This is a genomic window from Actinomycetospora sp. ABD4_176, assembly GCF_056311855.1.
In genome coordinates this window covers 5,624,564-5,643,577 of record NZ_CM149974.1, presented here as the reverse complement: position 1 = coordinate 5,643,577, position 19,014 = coordinate 5,624,564, and the positions used below count along the sequence as shown (strand labels likewise).

The following is a 19,014-nucleotide window of genomic DNA, read 5'->3' as shown; positions in this document are numbered from 1 at the left end:
GGGGTAGATTCGCCGCATGCTGACCGGGGAGACGCGCGACGCGGCACTGGCCCGTGTCGGCCGCGCCCTGGCCGATCCCACACGGTGTCGCCTCCTGGTCGCCCTGCTCGACGGCCCCTGCTATCCCGGCCAGCTCGCCGCGGCGCTGGGGCTCTCGCGCTCGAACGTCTCCAACCACCTCGCGTGCCTGCGTGGCTGCGGCATCGTCACCGCCTCGCTCCAGGGTCGACAGACGCGCTACGACCTGACCGACCCGCACCTGCGGACCGCGATCAGCGAGTTGGCCCGGGTCGTGCTCGCCGTCGCCACCCCCGAGCCCTGTCCGGACGAGGCCGAGCCGGCCGAGGCCGAGCCGGCCGAGGACCGGGACGGGATCACCGCCTCGCTCCGCGGGGCCTGACCTCCACCTGACCTCCGCCTGGCCTTCTTCCCGGGCCCGGGGCTCACGACCGTGCACCCTTCAGTTATGATAATCGTTGTCATTACTGAGGAGGTGCCATGGCGCGGAACGACGTCCGGCCGATCATCAAGCTCCGGTCCACCGCCAAGACCGGGACGACCTACGTGACGCGGAAGAACCGCCGCAACAACCCCGACCGGCTCGTGCTGCGCAAGTACGACCCGGTCGTGCGGCGCCACGTCGAGTTCCGTGAGGAGCGGTGATGGCCGGCAGGCCGCGCGTCGGCGCCGCGCGACGCAAGAAGCAGAACCCACTCGTCACCCGGGGAATCGAGTACGTCGACTGGACTGACATCTCGCTCCTGCGCACCTTCATCTCCGATCGCGGGAAGATCCGCTCACGGCGGGTCACCGGCCTCACCGGCCAGCAGCAGCGCCAGGTCGCCTCCGCGATCAAGACCGCGCGCGAGATGGCGCTCCTGCCCTACACGTCGAGCCCGAAGTAGGTGATCCCATGTCACGCCGCTGCCAGCTGACGGGCCGCGAGCCCGGCTTCGGCAAGAACGTCTCGCACTCGCATGTGCGCACGAACCGCCGGTTCGACCCCAATGTGCAGGACAAGCGCTACTGGCTGCCCAGCGAGGGACGCTACGTGCGCCTGCGACTGTCGACCAAGGCGATCAAGACCGTCGACCGCGACGGCATCGAGTCGGTGGTGGCGCGCCTGCGCGCGGCCGGGCAGAAGGTCTGAGGCATGGCGAAGAAGAGCAAGATCGTGGCCAACAACCGGCGTCGGGAGATCGTCGCCAAGTACGCCGCGCGGCGGGCAGAGCTCAAGGACACGATCCGCCACCCCGACACCCCGGACGACCAGCGCGCGGCGGCGCAGCTCGAGCTCCGGCGCCAGCCCCGGGACGCGAGCGGCACCCGCGTCCGCAACCGCGACGCGATCGACGGGCGCCCGCGGGGCCACCTCCGCGCGTTCGGCCTGTCCCGTGTCCGGCTTCGCGAGCTCGCCCACGGCGGCTACCTGCCCGGCGTGACCAAGTCCAGCTGGTGAAGGAGGAGACGTGAAGGTCCGCGCCTCGTTGCGGTCGCTGAAGAACAAGCCGGGATCGAAGGTCGTGCGTCGGCACGGGAAGATCTTCGTCATCAACAAGAAGAACCCGAAGTGGAAGGCCCGGCAGGGCTGATGTTGCCGGAACGGCAAGAAGGTGTGCCGACCGGAGCCGTGATCGCGATCATCGGTGTCACCTGCTGACCGAAGGAGCCCGATGACGTCCGCCGAGCACGAGACCGCGACCAGCGACCCCGACGAGCCCGCGCGGTTCTGGGACGGCCTCTACCGCAGCCGCGAGGTGCCCTGGGGAGCGCGGCCAAACGCCCGGCTCGTCGAGGTCGTCGAGTCGCTGGCGCCCGGCGCCGCCCTGGACCTCGGGTGCGGCGCCGGCGGGGACGCCGTCTGGCTCGCCCGGCACGGCTGGCAGGTCACCGCCGTGGACATCGCGGCGGCCGCGGTGGACGGGGTGCGTGACCACGCCGCAACGCTCGGACTCGCCGACCGGATCACCGCCGAGCGCCACGACCTGCCCCACACCTTCCCCGCCGGCACGTTCGACCTGGTCTCCGCCCAGTACTTCCACTCGCCCTTCGCGGTCGACCGCGCGGACGTCCTCCGGACCGCCGCCCGGGCGCTGCGCCCCGGCGGCCTGCTCCTGCTCGTCGATCACGGCTCGATCGCACCCTGGTCCTGGAACCAGGACCCCGACACCCACTTCCCCACCCCGCACGAGATCGCCACCGAGCTCGCCCTGCCGGACCCGCCGTTCGCGGTCGTCCGCGCCGACATGCCCCAGCGGGAGGCCACGGGACCGCAGGGCGAGACCGCGACGGTCACCGACAACGTGCTGGTGATTCGGCGATCGGCGGGCTGAGCGCCCGATCGAGCAGCGGGGTCCGGATTCAGGGGGTCGCCGGGGCGAGGGCGGCGAGTCCCCCGAGGACGAGGCGCAGCTTGGTCCGCATGTAGTCGCGTGGGTCGACCATGACGCGGTGGACCTCTGCCGCGACGTCCTCGGAGTAGGCCGTCAGGTGATCCCGCGCGTCCTCGGACAGACCGCTGGGGTGGTGGACGTCCTGGGACCACCGCGCCTGGGTCGCGTCGCTCTCGGCCACGCCGAGCACGGTGTCCGCCACGAGGGTCGCATCGCCCACGGCGAAGCCCAGGTCGGTCAGCACCCTCACGACCGCCTCGAATCGTGCGGCGAAGACGGGCAGGAGCGCCGCCTCCCGCCCGGCGACCAGACCCGGGTGGTCGAGGAGGAGCGCCCACCAGAGCTCGGCCTCGTCGATGAGGAACGCCTGCCAGCCGCCGTCCGCCGAGGGCAACGGCGTCCGGAGGAACAGGCGCTCCGCCGCGGCCAGGGCGAGGTCCTCGAGCCCCTCGACGTACCGGTACAGGCTGGTCGGGGCCATCCCCAGCTCCGCCGCCACCCGCTCCATGGACAGCGGACGGTCGCCCGTCGCGATCGCCGCGTCGATGATCGCGTCCCGATCGAGCCGCGGCTTCGGGCCGGGGCGCTTGCCGAGACGCCGCGAGGGGCTGCCGGACACCCCGACACCCTAGTACGGTCATTGCGAGGCACCCTCGCCAATAGGTAAGGCTTACCTTATTAGGAGGCTCGATGCCGATCCGCATCCCACCGTCGCAGCGTCTGCTCGAGCCGGGACGCCGCCTCGGTACGCGGCGGACGCCGTGAGCGCGGCGGGCGCCACCACCCCGGTGGACGCGGACGAGGATCTCGAGGCACCGGCGTCGGCCTCCGCGGAACCGGGCGCGGAGCCCGCGGACGGCGCATCGAGCGGCCGGCGCGCGGCCGCCGCCCTGCGGGAGCTGCGCCGCCCGGTCATCTGGCCGACGCGGCTCGCGGTCGCGCTGTCGGCACTCGGCGCCCTGGCCGGCCTGGTGCCGTTCGCCGGGCTGGCCGGGCTGGCCGAGCTGCTCCTGGCCCCGGGGTCGACCGACCGGTCGGCGGTCCAGCTCGTCACGTGGCTCGTCGTCGCCGGGCTGGCCCTGCGGCTCCTCTGCTCCTGGACCGCGCTGAGCATCACGCACTTCGCCGACGTCCGGCTGCAGGCCCACGTGCGTCGGCGGATGATCGCCCATCTCGGCCGCGTCCCGCTGGGATGGTTCACCGAGAACGCGTCGGGATCCGTGCGCAAGTCGGCCCAGAACGACGTCACCGACATGCACCACCTGGTCGCCCACCAGAGCGTCGAGAGTGCGGCCGCGGCGGTCCTGCCCGTCGGCGGGCTTGCCTACCTGGTCTGGCTCGACTGGCGGCTCGGCGTGCTCGCCGTGGTCACGCTCCCGATCTACGGACTCGCCTACGCCTGGATGATGCACGGCTACGGCGAGATGATGGAGGAGATGGACTCGGCGTTCGCCCGGGTCAGCGCCGCCGTCGTCGAGTTCGTCAGCGGCATCGCGGTCATCAAGACCTATGGCCGGACCCGCCGCGCCCACGAGAACTATCGGCGCGCGGCGACCGAGTTCGGGGGTTTCTACGAGGCCTGGGTCCGGCCGATGCTCAAGGTCGAGGCGCTGAGCTCGATGGCCCTCTCGGCGCCGCTCGTGGCCGTGGTCAACGTGGTCGGTGGCCTCTGGTTCGTCGGGGCGGGCTGGGTCACGCCGATCGAGGCGATGACCGGGGTCCTGGTCGCCATGGTGATCCCGACGACGGTGGTGGTGCTCGGCTACGGCGTCGAGGCGCGCCGCACCGCGGCCGCCGCGGCCCTGCGGATCCACGACCTCCTCGCGGTCCCCGCGCTGCCCGTGACCGACGACCCGCGGCTGCCCGTCGGCCACGACGTCAGCGTCGAGCGGGTGACCTTCGGCTACGGCAGCACCGACGTCCTGCGCGACGTCAGCGTCCACCTCGGGGCCGGCACCGCCACCGCGCTGGTCGGGCCCTCCGGATCGGGGAAGTCGACGCTCGCGACACTGATCCCCCGGTTCTACGACGTGCGGTCGGGCGCCGTGCGCATCGGCGGCGTCGACGTCCGCGACATCGCCCCCGACGAGCTGTACCGACGGGTCGGGTTCGTGCTCCAGGACGTCGAGCTGCTCCGCGGGACGATCACCGAGAACATCCGGCTCGGCCGCCCGGAGGCCACCGACGCCGAGGTCCACGCCGCGGCGGCCGCCGCCCAGATCCACGACCGCGTCCTCGCGCTGCCGCGGGGGTACGACTCGGTGGTCGGCGAGGACGCGCTGCTCTCGGGGGGCGAGCAGCAGCGGGTGTCGATCGCGCGGGCGCTCCTGGCCGACACTCCCGTCCTCGTGCTCGACGAGGCCACGGCGTTCGCCGACCCCGAGTCGGAGGCGGCGATCCAGGAGGCCCTCTCCACCTTGGTTCGGGGACGGACGCTCCTGATCATCGCCCACCGCCTCGCGACGGTGACCGAGGCCGACCGCATCGTCGTGCTGGACGCCGGCGCGGTCGTCGAGAGCGGGACGCACGCCGAGCTCGTGGCCGCCGGTGGCCGGTACGCACGGATGTGGGACGTCCACGACGCCTCGGGGAGCTCACGATGATCGACGACCTCGTCCGGATCGTCGGCCCGGAACACCGCCGCACACTGATGACCTACGGGGCCTGGGTGACCGGCTACGCGGTCGTGCAGGGCGTCGCGATGGTGCTCCTCGTCCCCGTCCTGGAGGCCCTGCTGGCCGGCGACCGCACCGCCGCGTGGTGGTGGGCGGGGGCGCTGGCGCTCGCCGCGTCGGCGACCTGCGTCGCGCACTACCGGCAGGCCATGGCCGGCTTCCGGGTGTCCATGGAGGCGATGCGGACCATGCACCTGCGGGTCGGCGACCACGTCGTCGGCCTGCCCCTGGGCTGGTTCTCCGGCGTGCAGGTCGGGCGGCTCTCCCGGCTGGTCACCAGCGGGACGATGACCGTCTCGGGCCTCTTCGCCCACCTCCTCACCCCGCTCGTCGTCGGCGTCGTCACCCCGACCACGATCATGGTGGGGATGGCGTTCTTCGACTGGCGCCTGGCGCTGGCCACCGCGATCTGTACGCCGGTGCTCGTCGTGGCGTTCCGGTTCTCGGCCCGCCTGATCGGCCGGGGCGACGAGCTCACCGACCACGCCGCCGTCGAGGCCGGCGACCGCGTCGTCGAGTTCGCGCGGACGCAGCGTGTCCTCCGGGCGTTCGGCCGCGGCGTTGAGGGCCACCGACCCCTCGAGGAGGCCATCACCGCACAACAGGTCGCCGGACGGCGAGCCCTGTGGCTGTCGGTGCCCGGGCTCGTCGCCGGGGGTTTCGCCGCGCAGTTCACCTTCACCGTCCTCATCGTCGTCGGCGTCCTGCTGGCGCTCGGCGGCAGCCTCGACCCGGTGACGTTGATCGCCGTGCTGGCCCTGGCCGCACGCTTCACCGGTCCGCTCGCTGAGGTCTCCGCCTTCGCCGGGCTCCTGCGCCAGGCTCGCAACGACGTCCGCCGCATCGCCGCGGTCCTCGACGAGCGCCCGCTGCCCGAACCGGACTCCTCCGAACCCCGGACCGCACCGGGTGAGGTCGAGTTCGCCGGCGTCGGCTTCGGTTACGACCCCGGCCATCGCCTCCTCCGGGACGTGTCGTTCCGCGCGCCCGCGCACACGATGACCGCCCTGGTCGGCCCCTCGGGCTCGGGCAAGACCACCATCACCCGGCTGGTCGCCCGGTTCTGGGACGTCGACGAGGGAACGGTGCGCGTCGGAGGGGTCGACGTCCGCGACCAGACCACCGAAGGCCTGATGGGTCAGCTCGCCCTGGTCTTCCAGGACGTGTACCTGTTCGACGACACCCTCGAGGCCAACGTCCGGATGGGGCGCCCCGACGCCTCCGACGAGGAGGTCCGCGAGGCCGGGCGGATGGCCGGGGTCGAGGAGCTGGTCGAACGCCTGCCGCACGGGTGGGCCACCACGGTCGGCGAGGGCGGGACGTCGCTCTCGGGCGGGGAACGGCAACGCGTGTCCGTTGCGCGGGCGATCCTCAAGAACGCGCCCGTCGTCCTGCTCGACGAGGCGACGGCCGCGCTGGACCCGGAGAACGAGCGCTTCGTCCGGGACGCCCTGCACACCCTCATGGACCGCTCCACGCTGCTGGTCGTCGCCCACCAGCTGCCCACCGTCGTGGCCGCCGACCAGATTCTCGTCCTCGACGAGGGACGGATCGCCGAGCGCGGCACCCACACCGAGCTGCTCGCCGCCGGGGGCCGGTACGCCGCGTTCTGGCACGAGCGCCGGCGCGCGCGGGGCTGGCGGGTCACCACCTGAGTCCGGACGATTCGGGCCAGTTGATATTGACAACGGTTATCATTGCTTTTACCGTCAGTGCCTGTTCGGCCACCCAGGGCGACTCGTCAGCCACCTGATCGAGGGACGCATGACGTCCGGACATTGCTGCCCCGTCAGCACCCGCCCCGTACCAGCCACACGATCGAGGAGATCGAGGACTTCGATGAGGCTCACGCTCGACGGGGTGTCGGTGACGATCGACTCCGTACCGATCGTGACCGGGGCCGACCTCGAGGTCTCCGACGGCGAGAAGGTGGGGCTGGTCGGTCCCAACGGGTCCGGGAAGACGACGCTCCTGCGCACGATCTACCGCTCGATCCGCCCCTCCGCCGGCACGATCACGCTCGACGACCAGGACCTGGCCGCGCTCCGCCAGAAGGCGGTGGCGCGGCGCGCGGCGCTGGTCGCCCAGGAGTCCTCGTCCGACTTCGACTTCTCGGTCGACGACGTCGTCGCCCTCGGACGGGCCCCCCACCAGAGCGCGCTCGACCGCGAGAGCGATGCCGACCGGCGCCACATCACCGACGCCCTGCTGCGGGTCGGCATGGCCTCGTACCGGTCGAGGTCGTTCGCCACGCTCTCGGGCGGGGAGAAGCAGCGGGTGCTGCTCGCCCGCGCCCTCGCCCAGCGGACCGAGCTCCTGCTGTTGGACGAACCCACCAACCACCTGGACGTCAACGCGGCCCTCGACCTGCTCGAGCTCGTGCGGTCACTGGACCTCTCGACCCTCTGCGTCCTGCACGACCTCAACCTCGCCGCCGCCTACTGCGACCGGGTGTGCGTGCTCAGCGCCGGGCAGGTCGTCGCGGTCGGGTCACCGGCCAACGTCCTCACCGAGAGCCTGGTGCACGACGTCTTCGGGGTCCGCGCGCACCGGATGACCCACCCCGCGACGGGCCGGCCGCTCCTGGCCTTCTCACACGCGCACGCCCCGGAGAGCGCGGGGACCGCGATGGCCGTCGCCGACCACGACCACCCATCGGGATGACCTCGACCCGTCCCCGCCACGAAGGAGACCGATGACGACCGACGCCGCCCCCGTCGACACCTCCCCCGCCGGCATCACCGCCATGGTCCGCGCCATCTGGGACGCCGCCGCCGACGGCGACTACAGCTACGGCAACCTCGACGCGACCGACGCCCAGCGCCAGGCCTGGACGATCCTGCTGCGCCGCCTCTTCCCCGTCGAGCGCCCTTTGTCGATCCTCGACCTCGGGTGCGGGTCGGGATTCATGACGCTGATCCTCGCGGGACTCGGCCACACGGTGACCGGCCTCGACGTGTCCTCCGGGATGGTGGGTGTCTGCCGGAAGTTGGCCGACGAGCAGGGCTTCACCGACGTGGCGCTGGTGGAGGGCGACGTCTCGCATCCGCCGCCGGGTCTGGGCCCGTTCGACGCGGTGATCTCCCGCTACCTCCTGTGGACGCTTCCCGACCCGCAGCAGGCCGTGGCCGCGTGGGTTGGGCTGGTGCGGCCGGGCGGGCGGGTGCTCGCCGTCGACGCGCTGTGGTCGGAGGAACTCGTCCGCGCGGCCGCGGGCGAGGAGTACCCCGAGGAGGTCCTGCGCATCCTGCCCTTCCTGCACGCCCAGGACCTCGAGCCGGTGCGCAACGCATGGCATCGCGCCGGCCTCGGCGACCTCATGGCGGAGGAGCTGACGTGGATCGACTCCCTGGTTCGCTCCGAGGTCGACGTCCACATGCGCCCGATGCTGCGGCGGTGGCGCTACTACCTCGTCGAGGGGACCCGGCCCGACCGCTCTAGTCCGCCGTCCACCCCGCGATCGTGAAGGAGCGCCCGCGATGACCACCCGTACCGACCCCACGACCGGCTGGCAGGCCGATATGGCCTCGACCATGCAGCGCTACTGGGACGCGACGGCCGAGAGCTACGCGAACTACGAGCTGTTCAATTCCAACGACCCGCAGCGTAAGGCGTGGATGTCGCTGCTCGCGCAGATGTTCCCCCCGCGGGAACCGATCTCCATCCTGGACATCGGCTGCGGGTCCGGCCACGTCGCGCTCTGCCTCGCGGAACTCGGGCACCGGGTCGTCGGCCTCGACATCTCCCCGGAGATGCTCAAGGTCTGCCGCGCCGACGCCGAGGCCCGCGGCCTGGACGTGACGCTCGTCGAGGCGGCGGCCGAGGCCCCGCCGACCGACATCGGGCCGTTCGACGCGGTCGTCTCCCGGCACGTGCTGTGGACACTGCCCTGGCCGGAGCAGGCGGTCGCGGCGTGGACCGCTCTCACGCGCGCGGGCGGACGCGTGACCGCCATCGACAGCCTCTGGTCGCCGGAGCTGATCCGCGAGATGGACAACGACGACTACCCGCCCGAGGTCACGCGCTTCCTCCCGCTCGTCCACGCCCGCGACCTCGAGCCCACCCGCAACGTGTGGCGCCGCGCGGGCCTCGAGGACGTCCTGGTCGAACGCCTTGCCTGGATGGACGGGGTGCTGCGCACCCAGTCGCCCTCCGATACGGCGATGATGTACCGCGAGCTCACGTTCTACCTCGTCGAGGGAATGCGTCCGCCCGAGGGGGCGGGCTCGTCGACGGAGCAGGAGCGTCGGTGACGCCCTACTCCGTCTCCTTCGACCACCGGGCGAGCCTCGTCGACGACGAGGACCTGGCCGCGGTCGCGGAGCTCATCCGCTCGAACGAGGCACTGTCGGGAGGGAAGCGCCGCGAGGAGTTCGAGGCGGCCTTCGCCGCACGGACCGGGACCCGCCACGCCCTCACGGTCACCAGTGGCACGGTCGCCCTCGACATCGCGACCAGCCTGCTCGAGCTGGGTCCCGAGGACGAGGTCATCGTCACCCCGCAGACCTACCACGCCACCATCCAGGCCCTACTGGACCAGCCGGCGCGAGTGACGTTCTGCGACGTGGACGCCGACACGCTCAACATGGACCCGGACGCGCTCGCCGAGCTCATCGGCCCGCACACGAAGGCCGTCTTCCTCGTGCACTACGGCGGCCTGCCCGCCGAGATGGAGCGCATCACGGCGCTGGCCCGGCGTCACGGGATCATCGTCGTCGAGGACTGCGCGCACGCACTGGGCGCCACCTACGACGGCCGGGTGCCGGGGAGCTTGGGCGACATCGGCTGCCACAGCTTCTTCGCCACCAAGAACATCACCACCCTCGGCCAGGGCGGCATGCTCACCCTCGACCGCGACGACTGGGCCGGCCGCGTCCGCCGGGTGCGGGCGAACGACGTCGACGGCCACGTGGTCCCCCGCGTCGACGACGCCGAGCCCGAGCCGGACGCGCTGCCGTACATGAAGTTCCACGACGACCCGTACCGGCGCGCCTACGAGACGGTGGTACGCAGCGGGACGAACGCGAACATGCCCGAGGCCGCCGCCGCGGTGGGGCTCACGCAGCTGGCGAAGCTCGACGACATGATCGGGCGGCGCCGGGAGATCGCCCACCGGCTCGACGCCGTCGCGGAGCGCTTCGCCGGCGTCCGGGTCCATCGCGCGCCACCGCGCGACCAGCACGCGAACCACCTCTACACCTTCTTCCTGGACACCGGCGCCGAGGCACGCGACGCGCTCGTGCGGGAGCTGGACGGCCGCGGCGTGGAGATCCAGCTGCGCTACTACCCGCTGCACCTGCGACCCGAATGGCGCCACCTGGGTCACGGCCCCGGCGAGTGCCCGGTGGCCGAGGACAGCTGGTTCTCCCGCCACATGAACCTGCCGTGCCACCCCGGGCTGACCGACGCCCAGGTCGCCCATCTCGTGGACGCGCTCGAGGAGTCGCTCACCGCCGTTCTCGGACCGGCCGGCCCGGCCGGACCGGTTCGGCCGGCGCCACCGGCCATCCGGCCGGCGGACGAGCGCGACACCGAGAAGGCCGGGTGACGACGATGACCGGGACCGACGCCGACACCGTGGTGCTGGGTCTGGGCGCGTGGGGTGCCGCCACGCTGTGGCGGCTGGCGGCCCGCGGCGTCGACGTCGTCGGGGTCGAGCGGTTCGCCCCGGGCCACGCCTTCGGCTCGTCGCACGGGGGCAGCCGCATGTTCCGGCTCACCTGCTACGAGCACCGCGGCCTCGTGCCGCTGGCGCGGCAGTCGCTCGACCTGTGGACCGAGCTCGAGAGGACGACCGGCACGCACCTCGTGGACCACAGCGGGGGTCTCATGATCGGCGCGCCGGACGGGCGGATGATCGGCGGGACGCTCGCCCACGCGCGGGAGTTCGGCATCGCCGTGGAGTCCCTGGACGCCGCCGAGATCACGCGGCGCTGGCCCCAGCACGTCGGCGTCTCCCCCGACCAGGTCGGGGTGTGGGAGGCCGCGGCCGGGATCGTGCGGCCCGAGGCCGCGGTGATCGCGGCGATCGCGGCGGCGGTCGATCTCGGCGCGCGCGTGTACTCCGACACCCGGGTCCTGCGGCTCGAGACGGTGCCCGGTGGCGTCGTCCTGCACACCCCGACCCGTCAGCTGCGGGCGAAGCGCGTGGTCGTGGCGGCGGGTCCGTGGTGCGCGTCGCTGCTGCCCGGGCTCCCGCTGCGGGTGATCCGGAAACCGGTCACCTGGTTCGCGCCTCTCGCGGAGCCCGACGAGTACGCGCTCGACCGCTTCCCGATGTTCAAGCGCGAGTGCGAGGACGGGATGGTGCTGTGGGGGTGCGGCGCGGTCGGGGACCCGGACGTGAAGCTCGGCATGGAGGCCAAGGGCGGCTGGGTGCCACCCGAGATCGACCCGGACGTCCTCGACCGGTCGACGTCGATCGACGACTGGGAACGACTCGCCGACGTGGTCGCGCGGACGGTCCCCGGCGTCCGCCCGGTGCCGTCGCGTGTCTCGGTCTGCATGGGGACCCACACCCCCGACAACCAGTTCCTGCTCGGGCCGGTCCGCGGCGACGACCGGATCCTCGTCGCCGCCGGCGAGAGCTCGCAGGGCTTCAAGCACGCCACCGGCGTCGGGGAGTTCCTGGCGCAGACGGTCGTCGGTGAGCCGCCGACGGTCCCCGTGCCCTTCACCGACCCCGACCGCTTCGCCACCGCCCCCCGACCGGCCGCTCGCACCCCCGAGTACGCGAGCGCCACCGAGCCACGAGAGGAACGCCGATGATGCCGACGAGGTCCCCCGGACGGGAGCGCCACCTGTCGGGACGCCTGCCGGCGCGAACGACCACGCCGCGCCGCCGGACGGTGCGGGTCGTGCTGGTCGCGCTCGCCGGGATGCTCGTCGCGGCCTGCGGGTCCGGCTCCACCGAGCAGGGAGGCGGTGGGGACGCCCCGCCCGGGTTCCCGGTGACGGTCGAGAGCTGCGGGCGGACGCTGACCTTCGACGCCCCGCCGCAGCGGGTCGTGATCCTCTCCCCCATGATCGCGGTGGACCTCGCCGCGCTCGGTGTCGCGGACCGGGTCGTGGGCCAGTCCGGGACGGACTTCTTCGTCCCGCCGCCGGAGACCGCGAACGTCCCGGTGCTCAGCCCCGGCGAGTCGACCAACACCGAGGCACTCCTCGGGGCGCAGCCCGATCTGATCATCAGCGAGGGCAGCTACCGGCTCGACCCCGCCCAGGGCGGCGCCTCGCGCGAGCAGCTCGACGCGGCGGGCATCACGTCGTACGTCTCCGCGGCCGGGTGCGACTTCGTCGCCGGCCAGGTCGGGAACATGTTCACCGATCTGGAGAACCTCGGACGGATCTTCGGTGTGCAGCCCCAGGCCCAGGCGCTCGCGCAGCAGCTGCGGTCGGACCTCGCCGACGTCGAGGGGCGTGTCGCCGACCTCCCGCCGGTCACCTCGTTCGCGGGCACGGTCTACGACGGCGGCCAGTACTACCCGGTGTCCGGCATCGGGTTGGAGGCCCTCCGCGCGGCCGGCGGAGAATCGATCTTCCCGCAGGTGGACAACCCGAACGCTCCGGTGAGCGTGGAGGCGATCACCGGCGGTGCCCCGCAGGCGTTCATCTATCAGGAGTCGTACCCGAGGGCCCTGGACGAGGCTGCGGTGACCACAGAGCTGGCGACGACCTTCCCGACGGTCCCCGCGATCCGCGACAACCGGATCTACTTCATCAACTACTTCTCGGCGGCTCTCCCAGGCAGCGCCGTCGAGACGGTCGGCGCCATCCGTCAGATGGCCACGTTCCTGCACCCGGCCGCGTTCCAGGCGTAGCCGTGGCGAGGATGACACCGGGCCGAGTGGTGCTGCGCCCTGCTCCCGAGGATCGCCGCACCACCGGCGGCAACCGCGAGGGAGTCGAGCCGAGCACGTCCGGGCCGCCCCGGTCCACACGGGAGACGCCCCTCGCGGTGGTGCTACCGGTCCTGTCGCTCGTCCTCGTGCTCGCCGTGGGGGTGGGCGCCGGGGTCGGGACGGTGACAATCGGACTCCCGACCGTGGCGCAGGTGGTGGGCCACCACCTGCTCGGTGACCTGGTGCCCGCGACCTTCTCGCCGCTCGAGGACCAGGTCGTCTGGCAGCTCCGGATGCCCGGCGCGCTACTCGCCGCGGTCATCGGCGCGGGCCTGTCCGTCGTCGGCGCCACGCTGCAGGCGGTGGTCCGGAACCCGCTCGCCGACCCCTACCTGCTCGGTGTGTCCTCCGGGGCCGGGTTCCTGGCCGCCGCGGTCATCACGCTCGGGTCCGCCGCGGTCGCCGGCCTGTCCACCTCGGCGGCAGCGTTCGTCGGCGCGCTGCTGTCCACGGTGCTGGTCCTCGCCTTTTCGGCGGGCGCGGGTGGACGGTTCGCGCCGACCCGCGTGGTGCTCGCCGGGGTGGTCCTGAGCTTCCTGTTCCTGGGCCTGACCAACTATCTGATCTTCCAGAGCGACGACCCGTCAGCAGCCACCTCGGTGCTGTTCTGGCTGCTCGGGTCGCTGTCCGATGTGACCTGGTCGAGCCTGGTCCTCCCGACCCTCGGGGTGGTTCTCGGTGGGGCCTACCTGCTCGTGCAGGGCCGGGCGCTCAACGCCGTGGTGGTCGGCGAGGAGACCGCGCTGTCGGTGGGAATCCACGTGCGGACGTTCCGGATCGCCATGCTGGTCGTGACGTCCCTGATGACCGGCCTGATGGTGGCGGCTGCAGGAGGCATCGCTTTCGTCGGTCTGGTCGTGCCCCATGCCGTGCGCCTGGTGGTCGGTCCGGACCACCGCCGGGTGTTGCCGGTGTCGGCGCTCGCCGGCGCGATCTTCCTGGTGGTGACCGACCTGATCACCAGGGTCGCCGTCAGCCCGCAGGTGCTGCCGGTGGGCATCGTGACGTCACTCGTCGGCGCCCCCTTCTTCCTGTGGCTGCTCCGGCGTTCCCGGACCGGGGCCATGAACCGATGACATGACCCGGCGATCCAGCGATTCGCGGACGAAGGAGGAGAGCGCGGTGTCGAGCACAGAGCGGAGCCGGTCCGCGGCGGGCAGCCCCGTGTGGGCGCCGTGGCCCGAGGAGGTGGCCGCGGAGTACCGGCGGCGGGGCTGGTGGCGCGGCGAGACGCTCGGGGCGATGCTCCGTGGTTCCGCGCAGCGGCACCACGGCGCGATCGCGGTGGTGTCCGGGGACACGAGACTGACCTACGCGGAGCTCGATCGCCGCTGTGACCGGCTGGCCCGCGGGATGCGGGACCTGGGCGTGGGTGCGGGCGACCGGGTCGTGATCCAGCTGCCGAACACGGCGGCGTTCGTCGAGGTGCTCTTCGCGTCGGCACGGCTCGGAACCATCCCGGTGCTCGTCATGCCCGCCTACCGACAGCACGAGCTCCGGTCGGTCATGGAGATCGCCGAGCCCGTCGCCTACGTCGTCCCCGACGGCCACGGCGGCTTCGACTACCGCGCCCAGGCCGCCGCGCTGCTCGACGACGTCCCGACCCTGCGCCACGTCGTCGTCGCCGGGGATGCCGGGGACACCGGAGGGTTCACGCCGCTCGCGGACCTCGCCGCACACGACACCGCGCACGACACCGGGGACGACGCCGGTGCGGACTTCCCGGACGTCGATCCCGAGGGCATCGCGCTGTGCGTCATGTCCGGCGGGACCACGGGGGCACCCAAGCTGGTGCCGCGGACGCACGAGAACTACGCCTACCTGCCCACGGTGTGCGAGGCGGCGGGACTCGACCGCGACGAGGTCTACCTCGCCACCCTGCCGCTGGCCCACAACTTCCCGCTGTCCTGCCCGGGCCTGCTGGGCACGCTGCAGACCGGCGGGACCGCGGTGATGGCGCCGTCCTCGAGCCCGGACGAGGTGTTCCCGCTCATCGAGCGCGAACGCGTCACCTGGAGCACGGTCGTGCCCACCATCGTGGATCTCTGGACGCACGCGGTGCAGTGGCAGAGCGGCGACCTGTCGAGCCTACGGATGCTGCAGGTCGGGGGCGCGGTCTTCCGGCCCGAGACCGCACGGCGTGCCGTGGAGGTCCTCGGATGCGGGCTCCAGCAGGTGTACGGCATGGCCGAGGGTCTGCTGACGATGACGGCGCTCGACGACCCGGAGGAACTCGTCCTCACCACCCAGGGCCGACCGCCCAGCCCCGGCGACGAGATCCGCGTCGTCGACCCCGAGGGCGACGACGTCGAGCCCGGCGCGGTGGGCGAGCTCTGGACACGCGGCCCGTCCACGGTGCGCGGGTACTTCGGCGTGCCCGCGGGGAGCTCCGAGTCGTTCACCCCCGACGCCCACTACCGCACCGGGGACCTCGCCCGCCGGCTGCCGTCGGGCCACCTGGTGATCGAGGGCCGGGTGAAGGACGTGATCAACCGCGGCGGTGACAAGGTGCCGTGCGAGGAGCTCGAGGGCCATCTGCTCGCCCACCCGGCGGTGCGGTCGGTCGCCGCCGTGCCGGTGCCCGACCCCGGCCTCGGGGAGCGCGTCTGCGTCTACCTGGTGACCGAGGAGGACGCGGAGCTCCCGACGCTGCGGACCCTGCGGGTCTTCCTCCAGGAGCGGGGGGTCGCGAGCTTCAAGTTCCCGGAGCGCATCGAGCCGATCGATCGGCTCCCGCTGACCAAGATCGGCAAGGTCGATCGGAAGTCGCTGACGGCGCAGGCAGTGGCCGACCGTGGGGCCGACCGTGGGGCTGACCATGGATGAGCGCCACTCACGCCAGCCCGAAGCAGGCCGCGAGCCGGCGCGGGAGCTGCACGTCGGGGGCCTGCAGGTAGAAGTGGCCTCCGGACAGCACGGCCCGCGGGTGGACGTGGACGGCTCGGGCGCTCCAGCCGGCGAGGCGCTCGGGCGAGACCTCCTCGTCCCCGTCGCCGTGACAGACGAGGATCTCGCCCACCTCGGTCGACGTCGGCACGTAGGTCTCGAGCACCCGGTAGTCCTCGCGCAACGGGGGCAGGAACATCGCGCGCAGCTCGTCGACCTCCCAGACGGCCGCGGACGCCGGGTTCTGCCGGAGGACGTCGTCGACGAGGGCGGCGTCGTCCGCGCGGTGAAGCGCGGTGCCCGGGCGGTGGTCGGGGGAGTTCTGCCCGGAGACCGCCACCCGCACGCCCGCCGCGCCCGCGCGGGTCAGCGCGGCGCCCGTCTCGTACGCGACGTAGGCACCCATCGAATGACCGACGAGCACCGGCGACCCCAGCCCGTCGGCCGTGATCGCGTCGGCGACGGCGCGCGCGGCACCGGCCAGGTCGTCACCGTGGGGCCCGTCGGCGTAGGACTCGTCGACCCGCGTGTCGCGACCGGGATACGTGACACCGATCAGCGTCGTCCCGGGCAGGACCGCGGACCAGTGCGCGAAGAATCGGGCGCTCCCGCCCGCGTGCGGAAAAGCGACGACGGTCGGCGAGCCGGGCGATCCCCGGTGCAGGACGGTGAGCATGGGAGCCATTGTGGGACAGGGGGGCCGAATTCGCGGTGTGGAACCGGCCACCGAACCGATCGCCGCCGGACGACGATCAGACGAAAGGGAATGGCGACGTGACCGAGACTCTCGTAGAACACGACTCCCGTCGGGACGACGACAGCCCCGATTCCGCGCTCGCGGCGTGGCTCGGCGGCATGGGGCTCGGTGTCGAATACGTCCGGGCGTCCGGGAACACGCTCTGGTTCCACGACGGCGACGGCACCGAGGTCGCCGTGCTCGACCACGCCGGCGGTCTCGGGACGCTCATCTTCGGACACCACCACCCCGAGCTCGTCGAGCACGCGAAGGCCGCGCTGGAGGCGCAGGTCCCCGTCTACGCGCAGCTGTCGTGGCAGACCGTCTCCGACCGTGTCGCCGGGATCCTCGATGCCGCGATCGCCCGCGAGACCGGGAGCACCGAGCGCCACCACGCCGTCTTCGCCAACAGCGGGGCCGAGGCCGTGGAGGTCTGCATGAAGCACGCCGAGCTGGAGCGCGGGGCCCGGCTGGCCGAGCAGACCGCGCTGATCGCGGAGCATCTCGACGAGGCCCGACGCGCGGCGACGGACGGAGCGGTGGTCACCGATCCGGACGGCCTCCTCGCCGGCGCCACAGGGTCGACCCCGGACGGTGTCGAGGCCGCCGTCGCCGCCATCGAGGTGGAGAACACACGGCGCCGCGCCCTGCCCCCGGTCTGGCTGGCTCTCGAGGACTCCTTCCACGGGAAGCTGATCGGGTCCCTCCAGATGACCCAGAATCCCCTGTGGCGGACCCCCTTCGCCGGCCTCGCCGCGGGGGCGTGCTTCCTGTCACCGGACGACGGGACCGCGCGGGAGGCGTCCCTCGGCGCGGTGCGGGTCGGCGTGCTCGACCTCGCCGTCGAGGGGGCCGGTATCCGCGTGGTCGAGCGCGAGATGCCGCGCGTCGCCGGCTTCCTCGTCGAGCCCGTCCGGGGATGGGCCGGCATGGCCACGGTCTCCCCCGACCTCGTCGCCTGGATCCGCGAGACGTGCACAGCGCTGGGCTGCCCGATCATCGTGGACGAGGTGCAGAGCGGCATGGGCCGCACCGGCTCGATGCTCGCGAGCGCGCAGCTCGGACTGGTCGGCGACTACTACGCGTTCGCCAAGGGCCTCGGCGGCGGCATCGCCAAGAACGCGCTGGCGTTCATCCGCGCCGGCCGTTTCCGACCGGAGTTCGACATCATCCACAGTTCGACGTTCGCCCGCGACGGATTCTCCGCACGGATCGCGTTGAAGGTTCTCGAGATGCTGGAGACCGACGACGGAGGCACCTATCGGACCATTGCCGAACGAGGGGACCGACTGCGGGAAGAATTGTCGACGGTGTGCGCCGAGTTCCCCGACGTGCTCGGCGGCGTGAACGGCCTGGGACTGATGCTCGCGGTGTCGGTCAGCGACCAGTCGGAGGCCGCGCACGAGGGTGTGCGGGAGCTCGCCCGGGGCGGCGCGCTGTGTTTCGCCGCGGCGGGCTTCCTGCTGCGGGAACACCGGATCCGGACGGCACCTTTCGGCCCGGCGATGGACTACCTCCGGTTCTCCCCGTCCCTGCTGCTCACCGACGAGGAGATCGCGGCGACCGGCGTCGCCCTCCGGTCACTCGCCGGCGCGCTGCGTGAACGACCCGAGGCATTGATGCCGTCGCCCGGGCGCTGAGCCCGTCCGCCGACGCGACCGAGAGACGTGTCTCCCTTTATCGACAATGACAACCATTTAAATCACACGTTCGACTCGATCACCTGGGGAGTGGCATGGACACCGACTTCCGGCCCAGCGGGACGCACGACTGGCACTCGGAGGAGTACGTCTCCGAGTGGATCTCCGGTGATGCGACACGGGACGACGAGCGCCGGCCCCATCTGGAGCGGCTGGCGGGCCTGATCCCGGCGGAGGACCGGCCGACGAGGGTGCTCGACATCGGGGGCGGCTACGGCGCCCTCGCCGAGGCGGTCCTGGAACGGTGGCCCGACGCGTCGGTCACCCTCCACGACTACTCGGAGGTCATGATCGAGGCCGCCCGGACCCGCCTGGACCGCTTCGGCCCGCGCGTCACCTTCCATTTGGCCGACATGACCCGGCCCGGCTGGCTGGACGGTCTCGGCGAACCGTTCGACGCCGTCGTGTCGGCCCTGGCCGTCCACAACGTGGAGGAGCCGGACCTGATCCGGGGTGTCTACCGCGACCTCCACGGGATCGTCCGGCCCGGCGGGGCCCTGCTCACCTTCGACCTGGTCTTCCCCACGCGAGCGGGTCTCGCCGAGCTCTACCAGCGTGATCCCACCCGCGACCTCAACTGGGACGCCCGGGTCGGCACGGCCGACGTGCGGGACCACCTCGCGTGGTTGCAGGAGGCAGGCTTCGACGAGGTCGACTGCGTCTGGAAAGACCTCGAGCAGGGCCTGCTGTGGGCCCGCCGCACCGCATGAGGCCCGCGACCGA

21 protein-coding genes are annotated in these 19,014 nt (G+C 72.4%); 19 read left to right on the top strand and 2 right to left on the bottom strand.

The features are described 5' to 3' along the window. The first annotated feature begins 16 nt into the window (after positions 1-16). From cmtR to ACYX4T_RS27360, 7 genes are all read left to right on the top strand, one after another. Positions 17-400, top strand: a complete 384-nt coding sequence (cmtR, locus tag ACYX4T_RS27390; RefSeq protein ID WP_476012363.1) for a Cd(II)/Pb(II)-sensing metalloregulatory transcriptional regulator CmtR — start codon at positions 17-19, stop codon at positions 398-400. 98 nt (positions 401-498) lie between these two features. After that, positions 499-663, top strand: coding sequence for a 50S ribosomal protein L33 (rpmG, locus tag ACYX4T_RS27385; protein WP_476012362.1), 165 nt, complete (start codon positions 499-501; stop codon positions 661-663). Then, complete coding sequence (rpsR, locus tag ACYX4T_RS27380; protein WP_476012361.1) at positions 663-905, top strand: 30S ribosomal protein S18; 243 nt, start codon at positions 663-665, stop codon at positions 903-905. The genes rpmG and rpsR overlap by 1 nt, the downstream gene beginning before the upstream one ends. 8 nt (positions 906-913) lie before the next feature. After that, a complete protein-coding gene (gene rpmB, locus ACYX4T_RS27375) occupies positions 914-1,150 on the top strand; it encodes a 50S ribosomal protein L28 (RefSeq protein WP_476012360.1) in 237 nt (78 codons plus the stop codon). A gap of 3 nt (positions 1,151-1,153) precedes the next feature. Next, a complete protein-coding gene (gene rpsN / locus ACYX4T_RS27370) occupies positions 1,154-1,459 on the top strand; it encodes a 30S ribosomal protein S14 (RefSeq protein WP_476012359.1) in 306 nt (101 codons plus the stop codon). A 10-nt stretch (positions 1,460-1,469) separates the two neighbouring features. Next, positions 1,470-1,592, top strand: a complete 123-nt coding sequence (ykgO, locus tag ACYX4T_RS27365) for a type B 50S ribosomal protein L36 (protein WP_476012358.1) — start codon at positions 1,470-1,472, stop codon at positions 1,590-1,592. An 81-nt stretch (positions 1,593-1,673) separates the two neighbouring features. Continuing rightward, on the top strand, positions 1,674-2,333 hold the full coding sequence (locus tag ACYX4T_RS27360; protein WP_476012357.1) for an SAM-dependent methyltransferase: 660 nt from the start codon (positions 1,674-1,676) through the stop codon (positions 2,331-2,333). 28 nt (positions 2,334-2,361) lie between these two features. Here ACYX4T_RS27360 and ACYX4T_RS27355 read toward each other — a convergent pair whose 3' ends face one another. After that, positions 2,362-3,012 carry a TetR/AcrR family transcriptional regulator gene (locus tag ACYX4T_RS27355; protein ID WP_476012356.1) on the bottom strand — a complete coding sequence of 217 codons (651 nt, stop codon included), beginning with the start codon at positions 3,010-3,012 and terminating at the stop codon, positions 2,362-2,364. A 142-nt stretch (positions 3,013-3,154) separates the two neighbouring features. On the opposite strand from ACYX4T_RS27355, the gene ACYX4T_RS27350 reads away from it, so the two are divergent. The 10 genes from ACYX4T_RS27350 to ACYX4T_RS27305 all read left to right on the top strand — a co-directional run bounded on the left by ACYX4T_RS27350 (position 3,155) and on the right by ACYX4T_RS27305 (position 15,795). Further along, positions 3,155-4,996, top strand: a complete 1,842-nt coding sequence (locus ACYX4T_RS27350; protein WP_476012355.1) for an ABC transporter ATP-binding protein — start codon at positions 3,155-3,157, stop codon at positions 4,994-4,996. Further along, positions 4,993-6,723 carry an ABC transporter ATP-binding protein gene (locus ACYX4T_RS27345; protein WP_476012354.1) on the top strand — a complete coding sequence of 577 codons (1,731 nt, stop codon included), beginning with the start codon at positions 4,993-4,995 and terminating at the stop codon, positions 6,721-6,723. Before ACYX4T_RS27350 ends, ACYX4T_RS27345 begins: the two co-directional genes overlap by 4 nt. Positions 6,724-6,907: 184 nt before the next feature. Beyond that, the gene (locus tag ACYX4T_RS27340) at positions 6,908-7,732 is read left to right on the top strand and encodes an ABC transporter ATP-binding protein (protein ID WP_476012353.1); all 825 of its coding nucleotides are present in this window, start codon (positions 6,908-6,910) and stop codon (positions 7,730-7,732) included. Between the two features lie 31 nt (positions 7,733-7,763). Continuing rightward, positions 7,764-8,534 (top strand): class I SAM-dependent methyltransferase, encoded by a 771-nt coding sequence (locus tag ACYX4T_RS27335; protein WP_476012352.1) that lies wholly within the window; start codon positions 7,764-7,766, stop codon positions 8,532-8,534. 13 nt (positions 8,535-8,547) lie between these two features. Continuing rightward, a complete protein-coding gene (locus ACYX4T_RS27330; RefSeq protein ID WP_476012351.1) occupies positions 8,548-9,321 on the top strand; it encodes a class I SAM-dependent methyltransferase in 774 nt (257 codons plus the stop codon). Beyond that, positions 9,318-10,616, top strand: a complete 1,299-nt coding sequence (locus tag ACYX4T_RS27325; protein ID WP_476012350.1) for a DegT/DnrJ/EryC1/StrS family aminotransferase — start codon at positions 9,318-9,320, stop codon at positions 10,614-10,616. The genes ACYX4T_RS27330 and ACYX4T_RS27325 overlap by 4 nt, the downstream gene beginning before the upstream one ends. A gap of 5 nt (positions 10,617-10,621) precedes the next feature. After that, on the top strand, positions 10,622-11,836 hold the full coding sequence (gene solA / locus ACYX4T_RS27320; RefSeq protein ID WP_476012349.1) for an N-methyl-L-tryptophan oxidase: 1,215 nt from the start codon (positions 10,622-10,624) through the stop codon (positions 11,834-11,836). Then, positions 11,833-12,888: an ABC transporter substrate-binding protein gene (locus ACYX4T_RS27315; RefSeq protein ID WP_476012348.1), complete on the top strand. Its 1,056-nt coding sequence runs from the start codon at positions 11,833-11,835 to the stop codon at positions 12,886-12,888. Before solA ends, ACYX4T_RS27315 begins: the two co-directional genes overlap by 4 nt. Positions 12,889-13,025: 137 nt before the next feature. Further along, positions 13,026-14,045: a FecCD family ABC transporter permease gene (locus ACYX4T_RS27310; RefSeq protein ID WP_476012347.1), complete on the top strand. Its 1,020-nt coding sequence runs from the start codon at positions 13,026-13,028 to the stop codon at positions 14,043-14,045. A 46-nt stretch (positions 14,046-14,091) separates the two neighbouring features. Next, complete coding sequence (locus tag ACYX4T_RS27305) at positions 14,092-15,795, top strand: (2,3-dihydroxybenzoyl)adenylate synthase (protein ID WP_476012346.1); 1,704 nt, start codon at positions 14,092-14,094, stop codon at positions 15,793-15,795. A gap of 7 nt (positions 15,796-15,802) precedes the next feature. On the opposite strand, the gene ACYX4T_RS27300 is transcribed toward ACYX4T_RS27305, so the two are convergent. Continuing rightward, positions 15,803-16,531 (bottom strand): thioesterase II family protein, encoded by a 729-nt coding sequence (locus ACYX4T_RS27300; RefSeq protein ID WP_476012345.1) that lies wholly within the window; start codon positions 16,529-16,531, stop codon positions 15,803-15,805. Positions 16,532-16,629: 98 nt separating this feature from the next. Between ACYX4T_RS27300 and ACYX4T_RS27295 the strand changes: the two genes are divergently transcribed. Both ACYX4T_RS27295 and ACYX4T_RS27290 read left to right on the top strand, forming a co-directional pair. Beyond that, on the top strand, positions 16,630-18,231 hold the full coding sequence (locus ACYX4T_RS27295; protein ID WP_476012344.1) for an aminotransferase class III-fold pyridoxal phosphate-dependent enzyme: 1,602 nt from the start codon (positions 16,630-16,632) through the stop codon (positions 18,229-18,231). A gap of 95 nt (positions 18,232-18,326) precedes the next feature. Next, complete coding sequence (locus ACYX4T_RS27290) at positions 18,327-19,001, top strand: class I SAM-dependent methyltransferase (protein WP_476012343.1); 675 nt, start codon at positions 18,327-18,329, stop codon at positions 18,999-19,001. Positions 19,002-19,014: the final 13 nt, after the last annotated feature.